Annotated in this window: 23 protein-coding genes; 10 read left to right on the top strand and 13 right to left on the bottom strand. The window is 70.9% G+C overall.

Going from position 1 to position 25,172, the window contains the following annotated elements; translation table 11 throughout:
* The first annotated feature begins 70 nt into the window (after positions 1–70).
* Positions 71–1,891 (top strand): AMP-dependent synthetase/ligase, encoded by a 1,821-nt coding sequence (locus tag FM119_RS01810; RefSeq protein ID WP_087135989.1) that lies wholly within the window; start codon positions 71–73, stop codon positions 1,889–1,891.
* An 82-nt stretch (positions 1,892–1,973) separates the two neighbouring features.
* Here FM119_RS01810 and FM119_RS01815 read toward each other — a convergent pair whose 3' ends face one another.
* Positions 1,974–2,465 carry a peptide deformylase gene (locus FM119_RS01815; protein ID WP_087135990.1) on the bottom strand — a complete coding sequence of 164 codons (492 nt, stop codon included), beginning with the start codon at positions 2,463–2,465 and terminating at the stop codon, positions 1,974–1,976.
* Positions 2,462–4,789, bottom strand: a complete 2,328-nt coding sequence (locus tag FM119_RS14090; RefSeq protein WP_245827181.1) for a MinD/ParA family ATP-binding protein — start codon at positions 4,787–4,789, stop codon at positions 2,462–2,464. Before FM119_RS14090 ends, FM119_RS01815 begins: the two co-directional genes overlap by 4 nt.
* Positions 4,790–4,969: 180 nt before the next feature.
* Here FM119_RS14090 and FM119_RS01825 point away from each other — a divergent pair, with 180 nt between their 5' ends.
* A complete protein-coding gene (locus tag FM119_RS01825; RefSeq protein WP_087135991.1) occupies positions 4,970–5,842 on the top strand; it encodes a ParA family protein in 873 nt (290 codons plus the stop codon).
* A 305-nt stretch (positions 5,843–6,147) separates the two neighbouring features.
* Here the strand turns inward: FM119_RS01825 and FM119_RS01830 are convergent, their stop codons facing one another.
* From FM119_RS01830 to FM119_RS01840, 3 genes are all read right to left on the bottom strand, one after another.
* Positions 6,148–6,690, bottom strand: a complete 543-nt coding sequence (locus FM119_RS01830) for a MerR family transcriptional regulator (RefSeq protein WP_087135992.1) — start codon at positions 6,688–6,690, stop codon at positions 6,148–6,150.
* A gap of 142 nt (positions 6,691–6,832) precedes the next feature.
* Entirely contained in the window at positions 6,833–7,525 is a 693-nt protein-coding gene (gene ftsR, locus FM119_RS01835; protein ID WP_087135993.1) for a transcriptional regulator FtsR, read from the bottom strand.
* A gap of 3 nt (positions 7,526–7,528) precedes the next feature.
* Positions 7,529–8,038 carry an FHA domain-containing protein gene (locus tag FM119_RS01840; protein WP_420845561.1) on the bottom strand — a complete coding sequence of 170 codons (510 nt, stop codon included), beginning with the start codon at positions 8,036–8,038 and terminating at the stop codon, positions 7,529–7,531.
* A gap of 184 nt (positions 8,039–8,222) precedes the next feature.
* Here FM119_RS01840 and FM119_RS01845 point away from each other — a divergent pair, with 184 nt between their 5' ends.
* Positions 8,223–8,609, top strand: a complete 387-nt coding sequence (locus FM119_RS01845; RefSeq protein WP_179205151.1) for an RNA-binding S4 domain-containing protein — start codon at positions 8,223–8,225, stop codon at positions 8,607–8,609.
* Positions 8,610–8,680: 71 nt separating this feature from the next.
* Here the strand turns inward: FM119_RS01845 and FM119_RS01850 are convergent, their stop codons facing one another.
* Positions 8,681–9,082, bottom strand: coding sequence for a DUF5997 family protein (locus FM119_RS01850; protein WP_087135994.1), 402 nt, complete (start codon positions 9,080–9,082; stop codon positions 8,681–8,683).
* Between the two features lie 73 nt (positions 9,083–9,155).
* On the opposite strand from FM119_RS01850, the gene FM119_RS01855 reads away from it, so the two are divergent.
* Positions 9,156–9,944 (top strand): LysR substrate-binding domain-containing protein, encoded by a 789-nt coding sequence (locus FM119_RS01855; RefSeq protein ID WP_179205152.1) that lies wholly within the window; start codon positions 9,156–9,158, stop codon positions 9,942–9,944.
* Between the two features lie 151 nt (positions 9,945–10,095).
* Here FM119_RS01855 and FM119_RS01860 read toward each other — a convergent pair whose 3' ends face one another.
* Positions 10,096–10,596 carry a universal stress protein gene (locus FM119_RS01860; RefSeq protein ID WP_087135996.1) on the bottom strand — a complete coding sequence of 167 codons (501 nt, stop codon included), beginning with the start codon at positions 10,594–10,596 and terminating at the stop codon, positions 10,096–10,098.
* 69 nt (positions 10,597–10,665) lie between these two features.
* Positions 10,666–14,130, bottom strand: a complete 3,465-nt coding sequence (locus FM119_RS01865) for a bifunctional proline dehydrogenase/L-glutamate gamma-semialdehyde dehydrogenase (RefSeq protein ID WP_087135997.1) — start codon at positions 14,128–14,130, stop codon at positions 10,666–10,668.
* A 105-nt stretch (positions 14,131–14,235) separates the two neighbouring features.
* Here FM119_RS01865 and FM119_RS01870 point away from each other — a divergent pair, with 105 nt between their 5' ends.
* From FM119_RS01870 to FM119_RS01885, 4 genes are all read left to right on the top strand, one after another.
* The gene (locus FM119_RS01870; RefSeq protein ID WP_087135998.1) at positions 14,236–15,141 is read left to right on the top strand and encodes a LysR family transcriptional regulator; all 906 of its coding nucleotides are present in this window, start codon (positions 14,236–14,238) and stop codon (positions 15,139–15,141) included.
* Between the two features lie 161 nt (positions 15,142–15,302).
* On the top strand, positions 15,303–16,808 hold the full coding sequence (gene putP, locus FM119_RS01875; protein ID WP_087135999.1) for a sodium/proline symporter PutP: 1,506 nt from the start codon (positions 15,303–15,305) through the stop codon (positions 16,806–16,808).
* A gap of 161 nt (positions 16,809–16,969) precedes the next feature.
* The gene (locus FM119_RS01880; RefSeq protein ID WP_087136000.1) at positions 16,970–18,028 is read left to right on the top strand and encodes a hydroxymethylglutaryl-CoA reductase; all 1,059 of its coding nucleotides are present in this window, start codon (positions 16,970–16,972) and stop codon (positions 18,026–18,028) included.
* A 50-nt stretch (positions 18,029–18,078) separates the two neighbouring features.
* Positions 18,079–19,251, top strand: coding sequence for a hydroxymethylglutaryl-CoA synthase (locus tag FM119_RS01885; protein ID WP_087136001.1), 1,173 nt, complete (start codon positions 18,079–18,081; stop codon positions 19,249–19,251).
* A gap of 187 nt (positions 19,252–19,438) precedes the next feature.
* On the opposite strand, the gene FM119_RS01890 is transcribed toward FM119_RS01885, so the two are convergent.
* From FM119_RS01890 to FM119_RS01905, 4 genes are all read right to left on the bottom strand, one after another.
* Complete coding sequence (locus FM119_RS01890; RefSeq protein ID WP_087136002.1) at positions 19,439–20,239, bottom strand: amino acid ABC transporter ATP-binding protein; 801 nt, start codon at positions 20,237–20,239, stop codon at positions 19,439–19,441.
* Entirely contained in the window at positions 20,236–21,024 is a 789-nt protein-coding gene (locus FM119_RS01895) for an amino acid ABC transporter permease (RefSeq protein WP_087136003.1), read from the bottom strand. The genes FM119_RS01890 and FM119_RS01895 overlap by 4 nt, the downstream gene beginning before the upstream one ends.
* A 76-nt stretch (positions 21,025–21,100) precedes the next feature.
* Positions 21,101–21,862, bottom strand: a complete 762-nt coding sequence (locus FM119_RS01900; RefSeq protein WP_087136004.1) for a transporter substrate-binding domain-containing protein — start codon at positions 21,860–21,862, stop codon at positions 21,101–21,103.
* A gap of 114 nt (positions 21,863–21,976) precedes the next feature.
* Positions 21,977–23,044, bottom strand: coding sequence for an LLM class flavin-dependent oxidoreductase (locus tag FM119_RS01905; RefSeq protein ID WP_087136024.1), 1,068 nt, complete (start codon positions 23,042–23,044; stop codon positions 21,977–21,979).
* Positions 23,045–23,144: 100 nt separating this feature from the next.
* Between FM119_RS01905 and FM119_RS01910 the strand changes: the two genes are divergently transcribed.
* Positions 23,145–23,870, top strand: coding sequence for a DUF998 domain-containing protein (locus tag FM119_RS01910; protein WP_179205153.1), 726 nt, complete (start codon positions 23,145–23,147; stop codon positions 23,868–23,870).
* On the opposite strand, the gene FM119_RS01915 is transcribed toward FM119_RS01910, so the two are convergent.
* Entirely contained in the window at positions 23,840–24,235 is a 396-nt protein-coding gene (locus FM119_RS01915) for a YchJ family protein (protein WP_087136005.1), read from the bottom strand. The genes FM119_RS01910 and FM119_RS01915 overlap by 31 nt on opposite strands.
* Before the next feature lie 190 nt (positions 24,236–24,425).
* Between FM119_RS01915 and deoC the strand changes: the two genes are divergently transcribed.
* Positions 24,426–25,112, top strand: coding sequence for a deoxyribose-phosphate aldolase (gene deoC / locus FM119_RS01920; RefSeq protein ID WP_087136026.1), 687 nt, complete (start codon positions 24,426–24,428; stop codon positions 25,110–25,112).
* Positions 25,113–25,172: the final 60 nt, after the last annotated feature.

Here is a 25,172-nt window from a genome sequence, read left to right on the forward strand (position 1 = left end):
CCCCCGACAAGGACCCGCCCCGCTCCGACTAGACTCGGGCCAACAAGCCCGAGGTACCGAAGGAGTTACCGTGGACCAGTTCATCACCCCCGCCCGTGTTCCCGCAGACCCCTCGGCGAACACGACCGACCTCCTCGTCGAACGCGTCGCCCGCACCCCCGATCGCGCACTCTTCGCCGTCCCCGACGGGGACGACTGGACCGACATCACGGCACGCCAGTTCCAGTCCTCGGTGATCGGGCTCGCCAAGGGGCTGATCGCCTCGGGCGTGGAGCCCGGCGACCGCATCGCGCTCATCTGCAAGACCAGCTACGAGTGGTCCCTCATCGACTTCGCGGTCTGGTACGCCGGCGCGATCCTCATCCCCGTGTACGAGACCAGCTCGCCGTCGCAGATCCAGTGGATCGTGTCGGACTCCGGCGCCACGCGCATCATCGTCGAGACAGCGGAGCACTTCGCCCGCTTCGATGAGGTGCACCCCGACCTCGAGCTCATCGGACAGGTATGGCAGCTCGAGCGCGGAGACCTGGACAAGCTCACCGCGCGCGGTGCCGACATCCCCGACGACGAGGTCGAGCGCCGGCGACGGCTGGCCACGGCGGACGACATCGCCACGATCATCTACACCTCGGGGTCGACGGGGAGCCCGAAGGGCTGCGTGCTCACTCACGCGAACTTCGTCGAGACGTCACGGAACGCCGCCGTTGAGCTGCAGGTGCTGCTCAACGTCCCCGGCGTGTCGACGCTGCTGTTCGTCACGCTCGCGCACGTGTTCGCACGCTTCATCTCGGTGCTCGCGGTGCACGCGGGGGTGCGCACCGGGCACCAGCCGGACACCAAGAAGCTGTTGCCCTCGCTCGGCTCGTTCCGCCCGACCTTCCTCCTGGCGGTGCCGCGTGTGTTCGAGAAGGTGTACAACTCCGCCGAGCAGAAGGCGGAAGCGGGTGGCAAGGGCCGCATCTTCCGTGCGGCCGCGGCGACGGCGGTCGAGTATTCGACCGCGAGATCCGCGGGAGCCGTACCGTTCGGCCTCCGTGTGCGCTTCGCGGTCTTCGACCGGCTCGTCTTCGCCAAGCTGAGGTCCGCCCTCGGCGGACGCGTCCAGTACGCCGTGTCAGGGTCCGCGCCGCTCGGCGCGCGGCTCGGCCACTTCTTCAGTGCGCTCGGCGTCGAGATCCTCGAGGGCTACGGACTCACCGAGACGACCGCCCCGGCGACCGTGAACCTTCCGGGCCACTCCAGGATCGGCACGGTCGGCCCGCCCCTTCCCGGCGTCGGCGTTCGTATCAGCGCTGACGGCGAGGTGGAGGTCTCCGGCGTCAACGTCTTCCGCGAGTACTGGAACAACCCGGAGGCGACGGCTGACGCCTTCGACGACGGCTGGCTGCGCACCGGGGACATCGGGTCGCTCGACGACGACGGGTACCTGACCATCACGGGCCGCTCCAAGGAGATCATCGTCACGGCGGGCGGCAAGAACGTCTCCCCCGCCTACCTCGAGGACCCCATCAGGGCGAACCCACTCGTCGGCCAGATCGTCGTCGTCGGGGACCAGAAGCCGTTCATCGGCGCGCTGGTCACTCTGGACGCCGAGATGCTGCCGACCTGGCTCGCCAACCACGGCCTGGAGTCGGGGATGAGCGTGGCCGAGGCCGCGGGACACCCGGAGGTCGTCGCCGAGATCCAGCGAGCCGTGGACGCGGCGAACGAGCGCGTCTCCCGGGCGGAGTCGATCAGGAAGTTCACGGTCCTCGATGTCGACTTCACGGAGGACGCCGGCCACCTGACGCCGAAGATGAGCATCAAGCGGCACAACATCATCCGGGACTACGCCGACACCATCGACGAGCTCTACCGGGACGCGCCGACGCAGGGCATCTCGCTGTCCTGAGCCCGACGCCAGGGGCCGCGACCGTCACGGTCGCGGCCCCTCGGTGCGTGTCCTCGCGCCGGCCCTTTCGAACTCGCGGCGGCTAGAACCAGTCACTCTGCCGGATGCGGCGCATGGCCTCGCGGCGGGTGTCCTTGTCGAGCCGCTGGATGTAGAGGATGCCGTCCAAGTGATCGGTCTCGTGCTGCAGCGCCTGGGCCATGAGCCCCGTCCCGGACACCTCGACCGGGTTCCCCTCCAGGTCGGTGCCGGTGACGCGCGCGTACGGGTAGCGCTTGACGGGGAACCACAGCTCGGGGACCGACAGGCAGCCCTCTCCGGTGTCGACGGGGTCCCCCGCCACCTCGGCCAGGACCGGGTTGATGACGTAGCCGACGTCGCCGTCGATGTTGTAGCTGAACACCCGGAGCGTCGCGCCGATCTGCGTCGCCGCGACGCCGGCGCGGCCGGGGAGCCGCACGCTGTCGACGAGGTCCTCGACGAGTGCCCGCACTCCGGGAGTCACCTCCGCCACCGGATCGCAGACCGTTCTCAGCACCGGGTCGCCGAATACCCGGATCTCGCGTGCCGTCATGAGTTCCTCCGTCCGGTGTCAAGCGTGGCGACGGGGGTCCTCTCGGGCGTGCCCTCCGCGCCATGCCGTGACGCGTCGCCCGCCAGCGAGCCGACGATCGCGGCCGAGAGCCGGCGCGCGGCGGCGCGGGTCCGCGCGTGGAGTTCGTCGTAGCGGATCGCGGTCCCCGCGGCCAGTTTCGCGTCGTAGGGGATCCGCACCACGGTCCCCACGCGGGGGGCGAAGTGCCGTTCGAGCTCATCGAGCCGCACGACGGGTGCGCCCGCGGACGTCGCGTTGAGCACGACGACGGCCCGGCGGGCGAGCGACGCGTAGCCGTTCGTCTCCAGCCAGTCGAGGGTCTCGGTCGCCAGCCGCGCCTCGTCGACGCTTCCCCCGGAGACGATGACGATGGTGTCCGCCCGGTCGAGCGTCGCACGCATGGCCGCGTGGACGATTCCCGTACCGCAGTCGGTGAGCACGAGCGAGTAGTAGCGCTCGCACAGCGCGGCGATGGTCTCGTAGTCGGCGTCGTCGAAGGCCTCGGACACATGGGGGTCGGTGTCGGAGGCGATGACGTCCAGCCTCGTCCTGTCGCGGGCCACGAGCTCCGACAGCTCGGTGAACCCCGTAATGCGGTCCGCCCGGTTGACGACGTCCCTCGCGGTGTATCGCGGGGAGTCGACGACGCGCTCGGAGAGCGTTCCCCTGTCGGGGTTGGCATCGACGGCGACCACCCGGTCGGCTCTGCCGGTCGCCAACGCCATGCCGAGCAGCGAGGTCACCGTGGTCTTGCCCACGCCCCCCTTCCGGGAGAGCACGGGAACGAACCGTGTGCCGCCGGTTAGCGGCGCCCCGATGAATTCCTCGAGCTCCCTCGCATCACGATCCCGCGTGGACTCCCCTGGGGTCACGAGCCCGAAGCTGGCGCGCTGGACGAGCCTGCGCCAGCCGCTGCGCGGCTCCGGTGCGACGGCGGGTGCGGCCGCGAGCACGTCGCGGCCTGCTGCACGGTCCTGGTCGAGTGTGCGCGCGCGCCTGGCGGTCGCCGCAGCCGCAGGAAGGGAGGCGGGTGCCGACGGCACGACCGTGAGGGGACCGCTCGCGGTCGAACCCGGCCGCTCGGCGTCGGCCGCCCCAGCGGACTCCGCTTCCGCAGCCGGGCCGCCCGCGTCGTGCTCCGCACCCGCGTCGCCGTGGGCCCCGGCATCAGCACCGGCATCCGCGCCAGCGCCAGCATCCGTGCCGGCGTCGACACCGCGATCGGTGCCGGTTCCCCGATGCTCGTCGGGCCTCGACGCATCGACGTCGCCATGCTGCGCAGTCACCGCGTCGCCTGTGCTGGAACTCGGCTCCGCGAGAAGCGCCCTGGCGCTGGCGAGGAACGCACGCAGATCATCGGCGGTCGCCGGCGCCGCGCCCCCGCTCACCGCCGGAGTCATGTCAGCGGCCTCGGGGGACGACGTGTCGGCCACGATGGCCTCATCCCTTCCGGCCGGCGCAGCGCCATCGTTCAGCTCGGCGTCCGAGGCCGGCTCCGCCTCGACGGGTTCCCCGCCGGACGGCTCTCGCTCGACCGGCTGCGCGACGGTCTCCTCCTGCCCGCTCGAGACACCGGGGTCAGTGGCGACATCCGCCTCAGTGACGACATCCGCCTCGACGGAGGCAACGACGGCGTTGTTCCCGCTCTCGGGCTCGCCGTCGGAATCCGCTCCGGGGCGAACGTCACCGTCCGCAACGGTTTCCGCCTCGGAGTCGACGTCGGCGCGCGACCCGCGGTCGGGGTCGGCCGACGTCTCAAGCTCCGACGGGGACTCGGTGTCGCTCTCGGCCTCACTCGCGGACACGGCCGTGTCATCGTCCTCGTCGTCCACGTCGAGATCGCGATGACCTGTCACGTCCCCGTCGACCTCGACATCGCGCTCGTGAGTGTCGGGATCGGCATCGACGTGAGCGCCGACGGCGTCGTCATCATCGGCATCCGTCCCGCGAGGCTCGCCCGGCACCGTCGCCGTCACGCTGCTGTCCGAGCCCTCCCCCTGCCCGTCTCCCCCGCCGGCGTGCGGCTCGGACACCTGGCCCTCATCTGCGCTCGGCGCGGACTCCCCCGCCTCCGCGAGGTCCGACGCGCGCAGCGACGCGCCGCCGACGATCTCCAGCCCCTCGTCCTCGACGAAGTCCTCGAACTCGTCCTCGACAGGGGGTGCGCCGGGAACCGTGATCTGGGTCGTCACGATGCCCTCGACATCGATGGCGACGGTGTCGAGGCCGAAGGCGTTCAACGTCTGTCCGTCGCGCCGCTCGTCATCTGGCTCGAACGGAACCGGGTTCGGGTGGTGGGGCATGGGGATGGTCCTTCGTCATCGTGTGGCCTCCCCAGACTAGAGCCAGCCCCGGACTACGGACGACTCCGGCGGTTCCCGGTTGCGGCCGCGACGCCGTCGACGGCGGATCCGGGACCGGCGAACGGCCCCACGCCGCGAATGTGGGGCGCTGTCAGCTACGAAACGGTAACGTGTCTGACTGTGCACGTACTTTCTGTCTCCAGCCTCAAGGGCGGCGTCGGCAAGACGACCGTCAGCCTCGGTCTCGCCTCCGCCGCGTTCTCGCGCGGAATCCGCACCCTGGTCGTCGATCTCGATCCCCAGTCGGACGTGTCGACCGGCATGGACATCAACATCGCGGGGCACCTCAACGTCGCTGACGTCCTGACCACTCCGAAGGAGAAGACGGTCCGGCAGGCCATCGCCCCGAGTGGCTGGACCAAGCAGCACCCGGGCACCGTCGACGTCATGATCGGCAGTCCCTCCGCGATCAACTTCGACGGCCCCCACCCGTCCATTCGGGACATCTGGAAGCTCGAGGAAGCGCTGGCTCACGTCGAGTCCGAGTACGACCTCGTCCTCATCGACTGCGCCCCGTCGCTGAACGCCCTCACGCGCACGGCGTGGGCTGCCTCCGACCGCGTGGCCGTGGTGACCGAGCCGGGCCTGTTCTCCGTCGCGGCCGCTGACCGCGCGCTCCGCGCCATCGAGGAGATCCGACGAGGGCTCAGCCCCCGGCTACAGCCGCTCGGAATCATCGTCAACCGCGTCCGCCCGCAGTCCCTCGAGCACCAGTTCCGCATCAAGGAGCTCCGTGACATGTTCGGGCCCCTCGTGCTGAGCCCGCAGCTGCCCGAGCGCACCTCCCTTCAGCAAGCGCAGGGCGCGGCCAAGCCCGTCCACATCTGGCCGGGCGACAGCGCTCAGGACATGGCCCACCAGTTCGACCAGCTGCTCGACCGCGTCCTGCGCACCGGCAGGGTCGGCGAGTACGCGGCCAGCCCCGCGGTCGACCCGTCCTCCCCCGCCCCCACGTCGATCACGCGCGGCAACGGGGACGCCCCGACGGCCTGACGACCGACCGCCGGACGAGCCCGGCATGACGTCCCACCCGTGGGTGCTCAGCGGCACGTCGACCAGTGCACCGGCGCGGGTGCGATGCCGTCCGGCCGACACGCGGGTGGCCCGGTGCCGACGTGGCCCGGTGCCGAAACTGTCCCCCAGGCCCGATGTAGCCCTGTCCCCAGGAAGCACGCGTCGCACGAGCACGGAGCGCAGAGCGGACATCGACCCACCACGGACGCGACCGGCCCGGTCAGCTGATCAGACTGTTCGGCGGCACACCAACCGAACGGTCTGCTCCCGCGGAACGCCGCGGATCAGGCGGTGCGGGCTGAACGCCGGGCGGCGAGCTCGTCGGCCGGGTCCGGAAGCTGCGGGTCGAAGTCGACCAGGGTGGTCTCGACCTCGCGGAGCACCTTGCCGACGGCGATGCCGAACACACCCTGACCGCGGCTGACCAGGTCGATGACCTCATCGTTGGACGTGCACAGGTACACGCTGGCCCCATCGCTCATCAGCGTCGTCTCGGCGAGGTCGTTGAAGCCCGACTCTCTCAGCTGGTTGACGGCCACTCGGATCTGCTGCAGCGAGATGCCGGTGTCGAGAAGGCGCTTGACCAGCTTGAGCACGAGGATGTCGCGGAATCCGTACAGACGCTGCGATCCGGAGCCCGACGCCGATCGGACGGTCGGCTGAACGAGTTCGGTCCGCGCCCAGTAGTCGAGCTGGCGGTAGCTGATCCCCGCCGCCCTGGCAGCCACCGCGCCGCGATAGCCGGCGTCCTGGTCGAGGTCGGGCAGTCCATCGGTGAACAGAGGTCCGAGGTCGTACCGAGGTCCGAACGAACCGTCTTCACTCATGGTTGGCCTTCCTGAACGCCCTGCCGCCGGAGGAATCTCCGCTCCCATTACCGTACCGAGCGGGCGGGCGTGATTCAACGACCGCGCCCCGGGGACGAGGGGCGTGTCGCCCCCGACACCGAATCGTGACCGGCGTCCGCGGTCAGAGCTCGAGCTGCGAGAGAGCACGTCGCGACAGCAGCCGCCTGACGACGTCGAAACCGTCCGCCACGTCGCCGGCGATCTCGTTCGCCCGCGACCGCGAGACCGCGTCGCCCCTCCTCGACAGCGGCATCACGGCGCTCTCGATCAGCGACGCCTCACGGGCCGCCATCTGACGGAACACCCGGAGGTGACGCGGTCCGATGCCGGCCGAATGCAGCCGAACGACCGCGGCGAGCATCGTGACCGATTCCTCGTCGAAACCGTCGCCCGCGGGGATCAGTCCCGCGGAGATGGCCTCGGTGAGGAGTTCGACGGTGGCCCCCGTCGTCCGCAACGCCTCGGCCCTGCTTGTCTTCGCCACGGGAAGCACGGCCGCCGAGGACTCGTCAGCCACGGGGAACGGCGTCGCGATCCCCGCGTCGCGGTCGTCGAGATAGCCGCGAATGACCTTCAGCGGCAGGTAGCGGTCGCGCTGAAGCGCGAGAACGATCCGCACACGTTCAACGTCCTGCGCGGAGAACTTCCGGTAGCCGGACGCGGTTCGCGACGGGGACACCAGTCCTTGCTCCTCGAGGAAGCGCAGTTTCGAGTTGCTGAGGTCGGGAAACTCGCCGCGCAGCCTCGCGAGGACCTGACCGATGCTCAGCAGATGGTTCTTCGCGTCCTGCGCGGCCGGCTCGGCAGCCGCCACGGCTCAGGCTCCGGCCGACGCGACGTCGAGACGGGACGGGTAGAAGGTGAGCCGGAACTTGCCGATCTGCACCTCAGCACCGTCGTGGAGCGCCACCGCGGCATCGATCCGGGTCCCGTTGAAATACGTGCCGTTGAGCGAGCCGAGGTCGTGGATGACGAACCCGGTCCCCTCGCGGCGGAACTCGGCGTGACGACGAGACACCGTGACGTCGTCGAGGAAGATGTCGGCATCGGGGTGACGTCCGACGGAGGAGAGGTCCCTGTCGAGCAGGAAACGAGCACCGGCGTTCGGTCCACGCCGAACCACCAGGAGCGCCGACCCCGACGGGAGCGAGGAGATGAGGTCACGCTCCTCCGCGGAGATCTCACTGGCCGCGGCAAGGGCTTGAGAGAAGTCGGCTCCGAAACGCGCCGTGGCGCCCGTCTGCGTGCCGTTCGACGCCTCGTCTCCGCTGGCCAACCGGGAGAAAACTCCGGTCTTGGGCCCGGTCTCGTTCTGATCAGTCACCACGAACCTCCTTAGCACCCAACCCTATCGGATCGGGGAACGCCACGCCCGACCGACAAGGGCCTCGTGGCGGGGCGAGAACACCGACGTCCGCGATCGGTCGTGCCGCCATTCAGCTCCTATCCGTCCGGGTAGCATCGGGGAGGATCGCCTTCGATGCGAACCACCTCGGACGAAGGGCGGACACATGGCCACGAGCGTGCGTGACGAGCTGAGCAGCGTTCGGATTGACAGCTGGATCACCGCGGTCCGCCTGGTGAAGACCCGCTCCCTGGCCAGCGACGACTGCAAGGCCGGCCGTGTCTCACTCAACGGATCGAAGGCGAAGCCGTCCCAGCTCGTCCAGATCGGCGACACCGTGTCCGTCCGTCGAGACGGCAACACCAGGATCGTCGAGGTGACCCGACTGATCGCCAAACGCGTCGGCGCCGCCGTCGCAGTCGAGTGCTATGTCGACAAGACTCCCGTGGCCCCGCCGACGGGTCCGACGGCGGCCTTCGCCGTCAGAGACCGGGGCGCCGGACGGCCCACCAAGAGGGAGCGACGCGAGATCGGCCGGCTCACCGGCCGCTGAGCATACGGTCCGCCAACCGCGAACCGGTCACCGAAGAGACGACTCGGCAGCTGCCCGACGGAGAGACGGCGTCAGCGGCGGCCACGCTCGTCGGATGCCTGCTCGGCGAGCTTTCGCCGCTTCTCCGCCAGAGCGGCCGCGGTCTCCTGCCTGACCCGGCTGAGGCTCTCCTGCTCGGCGAGCAGCCATGACGGGGACTCCGCCTTGATCTGCTCGATCTCGGCCGAGGTCATCGCGTCGGGCACCCCCGCTCTGGCCAGGCCCGATGCCGAGACGCCCAGCCGGTTGGCGACGACGGACCGCGGGTGGGGGCCATCCGCGCGGAGGGTGCGCAGCCAGGCGGGCGGGTCAGCCTGGAGCTCGGCGAGGTCCGCACGGCTGAGGGACGAGTTCTGGAACTCCTCGGGAGTGGCGGGGAGGTAGATCTCGAGCTTCTTGGCAGCGGTGGCCGGCTTCATCTGCTGACTGGACATGGCTCAAGACTAGCGGCCGCCCACGGCCACGCCGCCCGCTCGGAGCACACGACGCCGCGGGTACAGTGTGCACGTGACTGACTCCCCCGCCCCGGCCCCGCTCCGCCTCGGACACACGATCGGAACGTCTCCGGGGAAGTGGCTCAGGGTGTGGGCGGAACGGTTCCCGCGTCGACGCATCGAACTCGTCGCGCTGCCGGAGGACGCGGGGGTGGACGCGCTGGTGGAGGAACGGCTCGACGCCGCCCTCCTTCGCCACCCGGCGGATCAGGAAAAGCCCGACCGATCACGGCGCGTCACGCTGTATCGCGAGTCGATCGCCCTCGTCGTCTCGATCGAGCACCCGCTCGCCGAGCAGGACGGGCTCACCATGCCGGAGCTCGTCGGCGAACCGCGGGCGATCAGTTCCGGTTCCGTGACCGAGGTGCGCGCCGTCGCCGGGAATGCCGACGACGGCAGCATCGATACCCCCGCGCTGCTCGCTCTCGTCGCGACCGGTGCCGTCGTCGGGATCACGACCCACCCGCTCGCCCGCGCGTCCAGTCGGAAAGACGTCGCCGTGCACGTGCTCGCGGACGCCGACGGCCCCGCGGTCAGCCTGTTCTGGCCGGACGGGGAGGACGCGGTCATCCAGGAGCTGCTGGGCGTCATGCGCGGCCGCAAGGCCGCCAGCTCGCGGGGCGAGCTCGCCGGCGACTCGACCTCGTCGACCGGCACCGGTCGTGCCGAAGAAGAGAGCCGGGCCGGTCGAGACCGCAACGGCGATCGCCGAGCGGCATCACCGCGGGGAGGGCAGGCGGCACGGCGTGATCGCGGCAGCCAGGGCGGAAAACCGGGGTCACGGCGTCGCGGGCGACGCTAGCCCCATCCCGCCTCCTCACGTGCGCCAGCCGGGCACGGCACTCGATTCAGGGCAAACGACGCGGACGGACTGAATCGAACAGACCGCACCCCGCAGACGGCTCTGCCCGCCACCCCGAGGGGTGGCGGGCAGGACGGGACATGGGGCGGTCTCACTCCGACCAGGGCAAAGGCTCCTCGTCGTCGACGGGAGACATCGGGACGACCACGACCGGGCAGGACTGGCGGTGAGCGAGTCCCGCCGCGACCGAACCGGCGAAGAACTCGGCGATCGCCGCCCGCACCGTCGGGGGACGCGTGCCGACGATGATCATCTCCGCGGAGCGCTGCCGCGCGATCCCGGCGATCGCTCGCACGGGGTCCCCGACGAGGGCGAAGGTCGACCAGGTCACGCCGCTCGGATCGAGCACCGCGGCGACGGTATCGCGCAGCTCCGGATCGAAGGTCTCCGTCCGGTAGTCGGACACGTCGACGGTCGCGAGCGCGGACACGATCGAGCCGTCCGGCGCGACCCCGACGGGGTATCGCGCCGGATCGACGTTCACGACCAGGAGCTCGGCGTCGAAGCGGTGCGCGAAGCGGATCGCCTCCGTCAGCACGCGGTCCGACTGACCGGGCACGACCCCGACGACGATGAGAGCTGACTCGGACATGAGCGATCTCCTTTCACTCCGGAGGAATCCGTTACCCCATCATCCCACCGGCGTGCCCGAACTCCCTACTCAGGAGAGGACGTCGGCGAACACCGCCTCCCCCACGCCGTTCGGCGTTCCGAAGCGGTGTGCCGTGACCGACACGGCCTGTTCGTGCAGGAACGGCAGCAGTTCGATCCGTCCCGCCTCCGTCACGGCGCCCCGGTAGACGGCGAGGTCGGGCCTGGCACCGGTGGCCTGGATGATCCCGGCGAAGGAGCGTGCCTCGGCGTCGCCGAGCAGGCGGATCCGAGCGATCGGCTCCCGTCCGAGACGGTCGAGCCACGCGGTGTCGTCCTCTGTGCGCAGCGTCGTGCCCACCAGCTGGGCGACCCGCGACAGCAGTGCGGAGGGCGTGCGCGCGAGGGAGACGGCGAACGGTGAACCCGATCGTGCCGCAGCGGCGAGGATACGGACGATCTCCGCATCCTCCGCGGACTCCGTCGCCCTGATCACGACGGGGACGGGCAGGTACCGCAACACGTTGCGCTCTACTCCCAGCTGCGACACGTCCCTCGCGACGCCGAACTCGTTACGCCAGGCCCGTTCGTCGGAGCGCAGGGCGCGCTTGAGGCTCTCCGCCGACTCCGCGTCCAGCTCCGTGGCGGTCCCGAGGAGCCTGTCCAGCTCGCCGAGCACGCCCTGCGGCTCGATCTCGTCGCCCGCCGCGGGCCGCGAACGCCACCCGCTGAGGCCGACGAGGTAGTTCGGACCGCCCGCCTTCGTGCCCGCGCCGACCGAGGACTTCTTCCAGCCGCCGAAGGGCTGGCGCCGAACGATGGCGCCGGTGATCCCGCGGTTGACGTAGAGGTTCCCCGCCTGGACTCGGCCCACCCACTCGACGATCTCGTCGGTGTCGAGCGAGTGCAGGCCCGCGGTGAGCCCGTACTCGACCTGGTTCTGCATCTCGATCGCGGTGTCCAGGTCAGGGGCTGTCATGATGCCGAGGATCGGACCGAAGTACTCGGTCAGGTGGTACTCGGACCCCCGGGCGACGCCCGCGCGGACCCCGGGCGTCCACAGGGTCCGCTCGGCGTTGAGGGCGACGGGCTCCACCAGCCAGGACTCCCCCGCGCCGAGCACGGTCAGCCCGCGCTCGAGCTTCTCACCCGGCGCGCCGATGATCGGACCCATCTGGGCGGTCGGATCGGTCGGCAGCGCGACGGTGAGGGAGCGAACCGCGTCGAGCAGCTGCTCCCGGAAGCGCGGTGAGCGCGCGACCGAGCCGACGAGGATGACGAGCGAGGCGGCGGAGCACTTCTGGCCCGCGTGCCCGAACGCGCTCGCCACCACGTCCTTCGCGGCGAGGTCCAGGTCGGCGCTCGGCGTGACGATGATCGCGTTCTTTCCCGAGGTCTCGGCCAGCAACGGCAGCTCGGGGCGGAACGACCGGAACAGCTCGGCCGTCTCGTAGGCGCCGGTGAGGATGACCTGGTCGACGCGGGGATCGGAGATCAGCTCCCTGCCGAGCTCCCTTTCGCCCAGGATGAGCAGCTGGAGCGCCTCGGCCGGGACCCCTGCGGCGTGCATCGCCTCGACGAGCACAGCCCCCGTACGCCTGACCGGCTCGGCCGGCTTCAGCAGGACGGACGTCCCCGCGGCGAGCGCGGCGAGCGTGGAGCCGGCGGGGATGGCGGCAGGGAAGTTCCACGGCGGGGTGACAAGGGTCAGGGCGGCGGGAACGTGCTCGGCCCCGTCCACCTCGTCGAGTCCCCTGGCGAGCTCCGCGTAGTAGCGGGCGAAGTCGATGGCCTCGGAGACCTCCGGGTCGCCCTGGTCGAGCGTCTTGCCCGCCTCTGCGGCCATGACCTCGAGCAGCTCCGCACGGCGGCGCTCCAGCTCGACGGCGACCCGGTCGAGGACCTCGGCACGTCCCGCCCCGCCGCGGGCCGCCCACGCGGTGGACGCGGCGACGGCGGTATCGAGGACCTCGTCGAGCCGCTCGGCCGTGTCGACGGCCGCTCCGGCGACGGTTGACTCACCCGCGGTCGAGGTCAGTGCCCTGGACAGGATCTGCTGACCCCACTCGCGGTTCCCCGCGAGGGAGGAGTCCGTGTCGGGGGTGTTCTCGAAAGCCCCCTCGAGCGTGATCGCGTCGCTTCGCCTGTCCTGAACGCGGTTCGGTGAGGGCACGGCGTCGTCGAGCGCCGCGAGCGAGGCGCGGAACCGGCCCTCCTCGCGACGGAAGAGCGACTCGTTCCTGCTGAGCTGGAACACGGCGGACATGAAGTTGTCCTGGCTCGCGCCCTCCTCCAGCCGGCGGATCAGGTAGGCGATGGCGACGTCGAACTCGCCGGGGTGCACGACGGGGGTGTACAGCAGCAGCGAGCCGGTGTCCTTCTTGACGGCGGCAGCCTGACCCGTGGCCATGCCCAGGAGCATCTCGATGTCGACGCCGTCACGCACACCGCGGTCGCCGGCGAGCTCCCAGGCGAGCGCGATGTCGAAGAGGTTGTGGCCGGCCACGCCGATGCGCACGTTGCCGATGCGTTCGGGGTCGAGCGCGTAGGCCAGGACCCGCTTGTAGCCGGTGTCGCTGTCCTGCTTGCTCGGCCAGGTGGCCAGCGGCCAGCCGTGGACGGTCGCCTCGACGCGCTCCATCGGCAGGTTGGCGCCCTTGACGACCCTGACCTTGACCGGCGCTCCCCCGCGCGCCCTGCGGGCGGCGGACCACTCCTGGATGCGGATCATCGCGCCCAGGGCGTCGGGCAGGTAGGCCTGCAGCACGATGCCCGCTTCGAGGCCGAGGAACTCGTCCCTGTCGAGGATCCGCTCGAACACGGCGATCGTCAGGTCGAGATCGTGGTACTCCTCCATGTCGAGGTTGATGAACTTCGGCTTCGGGCCCGCGGCGGCGAGCCGGTAGAGCGGGACGAGGCTGTCGGCGACGTCGGCGACGGTCTCGTCGAAGGCCCAGCGGGAGTGCGGCGAGACGGTGGACGAGACCTTCACGGACACGTAGTCGACGTCGTCGCGCCGGAGCAGCCGCGCGGTGCCCTCCCTGCGCCTGGCCGCCTCCGCCTGGCCGAGCACGGCCTCACCGAGGAGGTTGATGTTCAGGCGGACGCCCGCGTCGGCGATGCGGGCGAGCGAGCGCCCCAGCGCGGCGTCGCTCGCGTCGATGATCAGGTGCCCCACCATGCGCCGGAGCACGCGGCGGGCGATCGGCACGACGATGCCGGGCAGGACGGGGGCGAGGGCCCCGCCGAGACGGATCGCGCCGCGCAGGTACCAGGGCAGGAACGACGGGGCCTGATGCGCCAGCTCCGACAGCGCGGCCGCCGCGACCCTCGTGTCCTCCGGCCGCACGACGCGGTCGACGAACCCGACGGTGAAGTCGAGCCCGGCGGAGTCCCTCAGGACGTCGGCGAGCCGCGACGCCGCGGCATCGACGGGCTCCGACTCGGCCTCGGTGAGCCAGCGTCGGACGCGGGCGACCGCGCGGTCGGCCAGCTCGGCATCGGGGAGGTCGATGCGGGGTGCGGAAGAGGTCATCGGTGATTCCTTTCGGCTATCTGCCCAGTATGGAAGGCGGTAAACGTCAGATAAAGTGACGGAAACTGATGAATACTGTTCTGCAAAACTGATGGGTTGAATCACATGCTCGACGTCAGACGCCTCCGCCTGCTCCGGGAGCTCAGCATCAGGGGCACGATCGCCGGCGTGGCGCAGGCACTGGCCTACTCCCCCTCGGCCGTCTCGCAGCAGCTGGCCCTGCTCGAGCGCGAGAGCGGGGCCACCCTGCTCCGGCGTTCGGGCCGCAACGTGCTGCTCACGCCGGAGGCCGAACGGCTCGTCGCGCACACGACGCGGATCCTCACCGTGCTCGAGGAGGCGGAGTCCGAGCTCAGCTCCAGCGACGGGGCGACGAGCGGGACCGTGCGCATCGCCGCGTTCCAATCGGCACTGCTCACCATCGTCCCGACCGCGCTCGCCGCGATGCGCCGCAACCACCCCGACGTCAGGGTAGAGGTGGTGCACAGGGAGCCGGGCGCCGCTCTCGCCGAGACCTGGGCACGCGAGGTCGACCTCGTCATCGCCGAGGAGTATCCGGCGCACTCCGCCCCACACCACGACGGCCTGATCAGGGACGAGCTGACCGAGGACCGCATCCACCTGGCCGTGCCGGAGGGCGCGGCCATCGCGTCCGTCGCCGACGCCGCCGAGCTGCCGTGGACGATGGAGCCGGCCGGCACCGCATCCAGGCACTTCGCCGAGCAGCTCTGCCGGCGAGCCGGGTTCGAGCCCGACGTCCGATACGTGACGGCCGATCTGCACGCACAGCTGGGGCTCATCGCGTCGGGGGCAGCCGTCGGGCTGCTCCCCGGCCTGATCTGGTCGGCCTCGACCGCACCCGTCGCCCGGGTCCCCATCGATGGAGAGAACACGCGACGGCTGTTCACCGCGCATCGTCGCGGTTCCCACGGCAACCAGGCGCTCGCCGCCGTGCGCGCGGAGCTGGGCGCGGCCGTGCGGGGAGAGCCGGAGCTGCCGCCGGTGGGCTAGACGCCGGGTCCGCGCACCGCCGACCATCCGCTCACAGGGGGATCGCACGCGTCGGCACCGAACATCTAAGGTGGGCGGAACGCCCGAGCCAGCCCCCGACCGACCGCGTGGCCGGTCCCGACCCCTCCGTTCAACGACGAGCGGGCACGAGAGGACAACCCATGACCGACGAGGGCTTCCAGCTCATCGCCATCACCCTGTACTTCATCGGAATGCTGCTGATCGGCTGGTTCGCCTATCGCCGCACGAGCGATCTGGACGACTACATGCTCGCCGGCAGGGGCCTCAAGCCCGGGGTGGCCGCGCTGAGCGCCGGGGCGTCGGACATGTCGGGGTGGCTGCTGATGGGGCTCCCCGGCGCGCTCTACCTGACGGGCCTGGTCGAGGCGTGGATCGCGATCGGCCTGCTGATCGGCGCCTGGCTGAACTGGACCTTCGTCGCTCCCCGGCTGCGCTCGTACACGGAGGTCGCCAAGAACTCCATCACCATCCCCAGCTTCCTGGAGAACCGGGTCAGGGACCGCAGCCACGTCCTCCGCATCGGCGCGAGCATCGTGATCCTGGCGTTCTTCACCTTCTACGTCTCGAGCGGTTTCGTCGCGGCCGGTGTGTTCTTCGAGTCCAGCTTCCAGGTGCCCTACCTCGCCGGGATGCTCCTCGTCGCGGCGATCACGCTGGTGTACACGCTGTTCGGCGGGTTCCTCGGGGCGACGCTGACCGACGTCGCGCAGGGGCTGCTCATGCTCGCCGCGCTGGTCTCGGTGCCCATCGTCACCGTCATCGACATGGGCGGCATCGGCGCGGTCGTCGACCAGGTCACGGCGCTCGACCCCAACCACCTCAACCTCATCGAGGGCGGCACCGTCGCCGGCATCATCTCGGCCGCTGCATGGGGGCTCGGCTACTTCGGCCAGCCGCACATCATCGTCCGCTTCATGGCGCTGCGCAGCCCGGGTGAGGCCCGCAGGGCACGAACCATCGGCATGGGCTGGATGCTCCTGACCACGGGAGGCGCCGTGGCCACCGGACTGATCGGCTTCGCCTACTTCGCCACCCACCCCGAGCTGACGCTGAGCCACCCCGAAGCCGTGTTCCTGCAGCTGTCCCAGATCATGTTCCACCCCTTCGTCGCGGGGCTCGTCCTGGCCGCCGTGCTCGCGGCCATCATGAGCACGGTGTCCTCGCAGCTGATCGTGACCTCGTCCGCGCTCGTCGAGGACCTGTACACGATCGTGGCCCGCCGCCCCGTCTCCGACCGCCGGATGGTCGCACTCGGCCGCGCCGGGGTCCTCGTCGTCGCGGTCGTGGCCGGGCTCATCGCCCTCGACCGGACGAGCTCCATTCTCGAGCTGGTCGGCTTCGCGTGGGCCGGTTTCGGCGCCGCCTTCGGGCCCATCATCCTGCTCAGCCTGTTCTGGAAGCGGCTGACCGCGGCCGGGGCCGTCGTTGGGATGGTCGTCGGGACGGTCACCGTCTTCATCTGGGGGAAACTGCCGATCCACGAGGTCATCTACGAGCTCATCCCCGGCTTCGCCCTCGCCCTGATCGCCGCCGTCGTCGTCAGCCTCGCGATGCCCCGCCGAGCCGGAGCCGAGGCGGACGAGATCGCGGCCGAGTTCACCGCCGCCGCGGCCGCCGCGTCACGGAAGGGCCGCATCGACGCCTGACGCGCGGGGAGGACGAGGCGGCTCGGCCACCCGGCGCGCGCGTGCACGGCGCACGCCCGGCGTGGCACCCAGCCCACGCACGGGATGCGCCCAGCGCGGACTCTAGACTGGACGGACGGACGCCACTTGTCCGTGCGGCATGCAGCGAGGAGCACACACCCATGGCACAACGAGACGTCGTCCCCTCCCCCGTCCCGATGAAATGGGTGGGGCCGTTGCGTCTCAGCGGGAACGTCGTCACCGGGGAGCACGAGGTCCCGCTCGCGACCTACGAGACGCCGCTGTGGCCGTCCGTGTCCCGCGGAGCGAAGATCTCCCGCCTCGTCGACGAGGGCATCGTCGCGACGCTCGTCGACGAGCGGATGACACGGTCGATCCTGCTCGACACGGACGGGGCAGCCGACGCCCTCGCCGCCATCACCGCCATCCACGCGGCCAGGCCCGAACTGGAGGCGACCGTCGCGGAGTCGTCCCGATTCGCCCGCCTCATCGACATCCACCACCAGATCGCGGGCAACCTCCTCTTCGTCCGGTTCGAGTACAGCACCGGCGACGCGTCGGGGCACAACATGGTCACCCACGCCTCCGACCGGCTCATGGAGCGGATCCTGGCGACCGTCCCCGGTGTGCGCTACGGCTCGATCTCGGGCAACTACTGCTCCGACAAGAAGGCCACCGCGGTCAACGGCATCCTCGGCAGGGGCAAGAACGTCGTCGCCGAGCTCACCATCCCGGGCGCGATCTGCTCCCGCTGGCTGCGCACGACCCCCGAACGCATGAACGAGCTCAACATCCGCAAGAACCTCATCGGGACCATGCTCGCCGGGGGCCTGCGCAGCGCCAACGCCCACTACGCGAACATGCTGCTGGCCATCTACCTGGCCACCGGACAGGACGCCGCCAACATCGTCGAGGGCTCCCAGGGCATCACGCACACCGAGGTGCGCGGCGACGACCTCTACTTCTCCTGCACCCTCCCCAACCTCATCGTCGGGACCGTCGGCAACGGCAAGGGCGCGGGGCTGGAGCACATCGAGCGAAACCTCGTCGCGATGGGCCTGCGGGAACCCCGCGACCCGGGGGAGAACGCGCGCCGGCTCGCCGCGATGATCGCCGCGACGGTGCTCTGCGGGGAACTGTCGCTGATGGCCGCGCAGACCAACCCCGGGGAGCTCATGCAGTCCCACATCGCACTGGAGCGCACGCCGGCGGCGGGCTGACCCCCGCCGTCCCGCACTCCCCCGCACGACACAGCACACAGGAGCACGCCATGAAGCTCGGAATCGAAGACATCTCGCTCGCGACGACGAGCCTCGTCCTTGACCTCGACGAGGTCGCAGCGGCGCAGGGCGCCGACCCCGACAAGTTCCGCATCGGCATCGGGCAGGACTCGATGAGCATCCCGGCGCCGGACGAGGACGTCGTCACGCTCGGGGCGCAGGCCGCCCAGCGGGTGCTGCACGGTCAGGACCTCAGCGCGATCAGAACCGTCCTGTTCGCCACCGAGAGCGGCGTCGACCAGTCCAAGTCCGCCGGGGTGTACATGCACCGGCTGCTCGGACTCAACCCGAACGCGAGGGTCATCGAGTTCAAGCAGGCGTGCTACTCCGGGACGGGCGCCCTGCAGCTCGCCCTCGCTCTCGTCGCCCGGAACCCCGAGCAGAAGGTCCTCGTCGTCGCGGCCGACATCGCCCGCTACGACGCCGGATCCTCCGGGGAGCCCACCCAGGGTGCCGCCGCCGTGGCGATGCTGATCTCGGCCACCCCCGACGTCCTCGCGATCGAGCCCGTGTCCGGCCTGTACACGCAGGACATCATGGACTTCTGGCGTCCGAACTACCGCAGCACCGCCATCGTGGACGGCCGCTACTCGATCAAGGCGTACCTGGACTCGGTCAAGCAGTCCTGGCGGGACTACCGCGCACAGGGCGGCCACGAGCTGAGCGAGTTCGACCACTTCTGCTACCACCAGCCGTTCACCCGTCAGGCGGTCAAGGGGCACGCCACCCTCGCCAGGGAGGGCGGCGTCGACGCCGAGACGCGTGACGCCCAGCTCGAGCACACCCTCGACTACAACCGCGTCCTCGGCAACAGCTACACGGCGTCGCTCTACGTCGGGCTTCTGTCGCTGCTCGACTCCAGCCCCGACGACCTGACGGGCCACCGGATCGGGTTCTTCAGTTACGGCTCGGGGGCCGTGGGCGAGCTGTTCGCGGGGGTCGTCCAGCCGGGATACCGCACGCGCAGCCACCGGACCGAGCACAGGGCGGCGATCGACGGCCGCACCCCCATCGACTACGCGCGCTACTTCGAACTGCACGAGCGCCCCGACGACGTCGACGGCGGTGACCACCCGCGCGAGCGGGGCACGACCGGGCCCTTCCGCTTCGCCGGGGTGAGGGACCACGGCCGCGTCTACGAGCCGACGTCCGCGGGGGCCTGAGGCGACGCGAACACGGCTGCCGACGACCCCGCGACGGTGACGGTGGCCGTAACCGCGACTGCGGCCACAGCTGCGGCTACGGACCGGCCCTCGCCGGTCACCCGGCGCCCGGTTCCCTGCCGACGCAGCCGGGAGGCCGGTCGGCGCCGGCAGGACCAGCCGGGGCCGGCATGACAGGAGACCGGGATCAGCCTTCGGAGCCCTCGGCGGCGTCGCCCCTGACGTGGGTCGGGTCGAGGACGCGCTGCAGGAACAGCTTGGTCCGCTCGTTCCGCGGCGAGCCGATGACCTGGGCCGCCGGGCCCTGCTCGACGACCACGCCGGCGTCCATGAACACCACACGATCGGCGACCTCGCGGGCGAAGCCCATCTCGTGGGTGACGACGAGCATGGTCATGCCCGCCTCGGCGAGCGAACGCATGACCGCGAGCACGTCGCCGACCGTCTCCGGGTCCAGAGCGCTGGTCGGCTCGTCGAAGAGCATCAGCTGCGGGTCCATGCTCAACGCCCGCGCGATGGCGACGCGCTGCTGCTGGCCGCCGGACAGCTGAGCGGGGAGGGCGTCGGCCTTGTCCGCCAGCCCGACGAGGTCGAGGTTACGGCGGGCGACCTCGACGGCCTCCGCCTGCGGACGCTTGAGGACCTTGCGCTGGGCGATCGTGCAGTTCTCGAGGACGCTCAGGTGCGGGAAGAGGTTGAAGTGCTGGAAGACCATGCCGATCCGCCGGCGCAGACCGTCGAGGTCGACGTCCGGGTCGGTAACGTCCACCCCGCCCACGGTGACGACGCCCCCGCTGGGCTCCTCGAGCAGGTTCACGCAGCGCAGCAGCGTCGACTTGCCCGAGCCGCTCGGGCCGATCAGGCAGACCACCTCGCCGGCGGCGACCTCGAGCCCGATACCGGTGAGCACCTCGTTGCTCCCGTAGGACTTGCGCAGTCCGTCGACGACGATCGCGGCGGGCGCGGGCGTGCTGGTGCTGGCGTTCATCGCGCCTTCCTCTCGGTCCTGGACTCGAACCGGCGGGCGAGAAGCCCGAGCGGAACGGTGATGATCAGATAGCAGACCCCGGCGAGCACCAGCGGGGTGAGCCCTCCCCCGCTGCTGATGGCCTCGCGGCCGAACTTGGTCAGCTCGTACTGGGTGAGCGCGAGCCCGAGCAGGTAGACCAGGGAGGAGTCCTTGGTCAGCAGGATGACCTCGTTGGTCAACGGCGGCAGCACGATGCGGAACGCCTGCGGGATGACGATCGACACCATCGCCCTGCTGTGCGACATGCCGAGCGAGCGGGCCGCCTCCAGCTGACCCTTCGGCACGGCCTGGAGCCCGGCGCGCAGCGTCTCCGCGATGTAGGCGGCCGAGACCATCCCGAGGGCGAGCATGACGGTGACGTAGGTGTCGAAGCGCACGCCGAACGCCGTCGGGATGCCGTATCCGAAGGCGATGAACACCAGCAGGGCGGGCACGCCGCGGAAGAACTCGATGTAGATCGTCGCCAGCCAGCGGTACGGCGCCACGGACGACATCCGCATGAGGGCGAGCAGCACGCCACCGCTCAGCCCGACGACGAAGCCCAGGGCCGTGTAGATGAGCGTGTTCTTCAGCGCCACCGTGATGATGGCGGGGAACTGCGCCGCGGCGACGGCGGGGTCGAAGAAGGCACGCTGCAGCTGCCCCCAGTCGGCCACGACGATCAGGACGATCACGGCGGCGGCGAGAACGGCGTACTGCGCTCCCCGCGAGATGCGGGCGCGCTGCCTCGCGGAAACGGTCATCGGTGGGTTCTCCCTCGCAGAGCGGACGGTCGGACGCGGGGGCCGGCGCCGTCCGCGCGGCCCCCGCCGAGGCGGGTCAGGACAGCCAGGTGTCGACGAGCTGGTCGTAGGTGCCGTCGGAGTTGATGCGCTCGATGGTCGCGTTGACCTTCTCGATCAGCTCGGTGTTGCCCTTGCGCACGGCGACGGCGTACTGCTCGGTGTCGAACTCCTGCGCGATGGTCAGGGAGTCATCACCGGCGACGGCGGCGCCCAAGACGGCGAGGTTGTTGATGACGGCGTCGACCTGGCCGGTCTGAAGCCCCTGCAAGGCGAGGTCGCTCTCCTCGAACTGGACGACATTGAGGCCCTGCTCGGTCGCGTACTCCTCACCCGTCGTGGCCTGCTGCACGCCGACGGGGCTGTCGCCGAGGTCGTCGACCGAGGCGATGTCGGCGTCGGCGCCGACGAGCAGCCCGAGACCGTCCTCGAAGTACGGGTCGGAGAGCGTCATCCGCTCGGCGCGCTCGTCGTTGATGCTCATCCCGGTGATGCCGGCGTCGCACTGGCGGGTGTCGAGTGCCGAACCGGACTCGATGCCCTCGAACGGGGCGGAGATCAGCGCGAGCTCGAGGCCCATGTCGTCGGCGATCTCGCGGGCGAGGTCGATGTCGAAGCCGACGGTCTTGCCGTCCTGGCTGAACTCGAACGGCTTGTACGAGGGGTTCGTGCACACCGTGAAGGTGCCGTCGGCGACGAGGGCGAACTCGTCCTCGCCCGCCGTGGAGCTGCACGCCGACAGGGCGACGACGACCGCGCCGGCGGACAGGACGGACAGGGACAGGCGTGAGGCGCGCATGCGGGCTCCTAGTGGTGGGGCGGGACGGGGACGGGCGACCACTGAGGTGCTGTGTGACCGCGGAACATCCCCATGGTACGGGAGCACGGACCCCCGGCCCGCACCGGCGCGGGGTCAGCCGGCCGCGAGCGTGTCCCTGACGATCGGTGCGACCTCGCGGCCGTAGAGCTCGAGGGAGGACATCAGCTGCTCGTGCGGCATCGTCCCGTTGGCGTACTTGAGCTGGAAGCGGTCGTTGCCGAGGACCCGGTGGGTGCGCAGGATCTTCGCCGCGACGGTCTCCGGGCTGCCGACGTGCAGGGCGCCGCCAGGGCCCGCCTCGGCCTCGAAGTTCTCACGGCTGAGCGGTCCCCACCCCCGCTCCCGTCCGATGCGCGCGTGCATGCGCTGGTAGTGCGGCCACAGTTCGTCCTTGGCCTGATCGTCGGTCGCGGCGACGTGGCCGGGCGAGTGCACGGCGAGCGGCTGACGCCCCCCGCCGAACTTCGCCTCGGCGTCGCGGAACAGCCGGGCGAACGGCTCGAATCGCAGGGGGTCTCCCCCGATGATGGCCAGGATCATGGGCAGTCCGTGCTCGGCGGTCCTGATCACGGACTCGGGGCTCCCGCCGACGGCGACCCAGGTGCGCAGGCCCGTCTCGGTCCTCGGGTACACGTTCTGCTCGTCGAGCGCGGCGCGGGTGCGACCCGACCAGCTCACCGGCTTCTCCTCGATCAGCCGGGTGAACAGCTCGAGCTTCTCCGCGAACAGCGTCTCGTAGTCCTCGAGGCGGTAGCCGAACAGCGGGAAGGACTCGGTGAACGACCCCCGGCCGAGGACCGCCTCGGCACGGCCTCCGGAGATCGCGTCGACCGTGGCGAACCGCTGGAACACGCGCACCGGGTCGTCGGAGCTGAGAACGGTCACGGCGGAGGCGACGATGATCCGCTCGGTGCGGGCCGCGATGGCCGCGAGGACGGTCTCGGGCGAGCTGACCGCGAAGTCGTCGCGGTGGTGCTCCCCCACGCCGAAGGAGTCCAGTCCGACCCGGTCGGCGAGCTCGGCCTGGGCGATCAGGTCCCTGATCGTCTGTGCCTGCGACTGCAGCGCCCCGTCGGGGCCGAGGGTGACGTCGCCGAAGGTGTCGACGCCGAGCTGGATGGTGCCCACAGCACACTCCTTATATACGTTTGAATACTTCATCGCCACTGTACCCCCTACGCTAGCGAGCAGCACCCGGCGCGGCCCCCTCGACCACCGCCGGAACTCTCCCACCCAGAAGCGGACGAGCGATGGAGGACCCGTGAGCACCGCCCCACGGCGCAGGAGCGGCCTGCGCGTCCTCGCCCTCACCCTCGGCCTCGTCCTCGTCGTCGGCGCGACGGGGGTGATCTGGACGGGGCGGGCGATCACCGGCCGTTCCGTGTACGTCAGCGAGCTCGGAGCGGCAGAGGCGGCCACGGCGACCGCGTTCAACGCGGCACTGCTCGCGCTCGGCGCCGGGGTCATCGCCGTGGCGGCGGCCTCGCGCCATCAGACCGGGGCAACCGCTCGCCGGACGCGACGCTGGACGGTCCGGCTCCTGCTCCTCGGCACGGGAGCGGCCTTCGCCGTGGCCTCCCGCGTGCCCTGCAGCGCCGGCTGCCCCGTCCCCGGCAGCACAGCCTTCACCGCCACCGACGCCGTGCACCTCAGCGCCGCCGTCGCGGGGTTCGCCCTGGCCGGCCTCGCCATGATCGTCACGGCGGCCACGCCGGGCCGTCGGCTGCTGCGCCTGAGCTCCCTCGTCGCCGTCGCCCTCATGGCGCTCGCCGCGGCCGCAGGCGGGCTGCTCTCGCTCCAGGGCTCCTTCCTCGCGCTCGGCGCCACTCTGGAGTTCGTCGCGATGACCGTCGCCGTCGCCTGGTTCGTCCCCTACGTCTCCGCCCAGCTCCGCCCGCTGCCGAGCGCCGAGGAGGGCACGACCGCGGGCGTCTCTCCCCGCGCCGCGGTCGCGGCTCAGGACGGGTCGATCCCGCCGTCCAGGTAGAACCAGCGTCCGCCCCGCCGCACGAAACGGCTGAGCTCGTGCAGGCGCGACCGCACCCCCGCGCGCTCCGACACCGCGACGAACTCGACCAGGGCCGTATCGGACCCTGGCGCGTGGGACGCCCCGAGGACGCGCAGACGGAGCCAGCGCTCGCCGCCGTCCAGAACCAGCCGTCGCGGACGGGTCTCCTGCGCCCAGCTGGCCAGCAGGTGGCCGGCTTCACCCACGGCGAAGGCCGAGTATCGGGACCGCATGAGCTCCTCTGCGCTCCTCGCCGGGCGCTCGCCCCCGATCACCGGGCCGCAACAGGCCCCGAACGCCGAACCGGAACCGCAGGGGCACGCGGCCGCCTCGTCGATCACCATGCCCCCATTATCCCCGGCGCATCGACCGCATCCGCGCGGGAAGCGCCCGCGCCCGCGCGCACCCGTTGACCGGGGCGTCTCCGACGCCGCGACTGCCTACACTGAGGGCAGACACCCGCAGGCAGCACGAACAGCACGAAGAGGACCGCACGTGAGCGACAGCACCCTGACCACCGACGCCCTGGCCGGCATGATCGACCACGCGATCCTCAAGCCCGAGCTCACGCGCGCCGACGTCGACGCGCAGCTCGCCATCGCCAGGGAGTACCGCATCCTCAGCGTCTGCGTCCGCCCGAGCGACGTCCGCTACGCCGTCGAGGCGCTCGAGGGCAGCGGAGTCGGCGTCGGAACGGTCATCGGCTTCCCCCACGGGACCACCTCGACGACGGCGAAGGTCGCCGAGTCCCGGCAGGCCATCGCCGACGGCGCGTTCGAGCTGGACATGGTCGTCAACATCGGCTGGGTGCGCAGCGGCCTCCTCGACCTGGTCGAGGACGACATCCGCGCGGTCGTCGAGGCCGCGGGGACCGTCCCGGTGAAGGTCATCATCGAGACGTCGCTGCTGAACGACGAGCAGAAGGTCGCCGCCTGCCTGGCCGCGGAGGCCACGGGTGCCGCGTTCGTCAAGACCTCGACCGGCTTCGCCGGCGGTGGCGCGACGGTCGCCGACATCACCCTCATGCGCGCGACGGTCGGCCCCTCCGTCGAGGTGAAGGCCTCCGGCGGGATCCGCAGCCTCGACGACGCCCTCGCCGTCATCGCGGCCGGCGCCAGCCGCCTGGGGACGAGCGCGACGGCGACGCTCATCACCGACCTGGAGGCCCGCACCACCACTGGCGTCGCGCTCGAGGGCGCCGTCGACACCAGCTCCTACTGAGTCCGATCGCGGTTCCGGCGCCACGACGATCGCGACCGGCGGTCTCGGCCGCCGCTCCCG

It is taken from the genome of Mycetocola reblochoni REB411, from assembly GCF_900163835.1.
Lineage (GTDB): Bacteria > Actinomycetota > Actinomycetes > Actinomycetales > Microbacteriaceae > Mycetocola_B > Mycetocola_B reblochoni.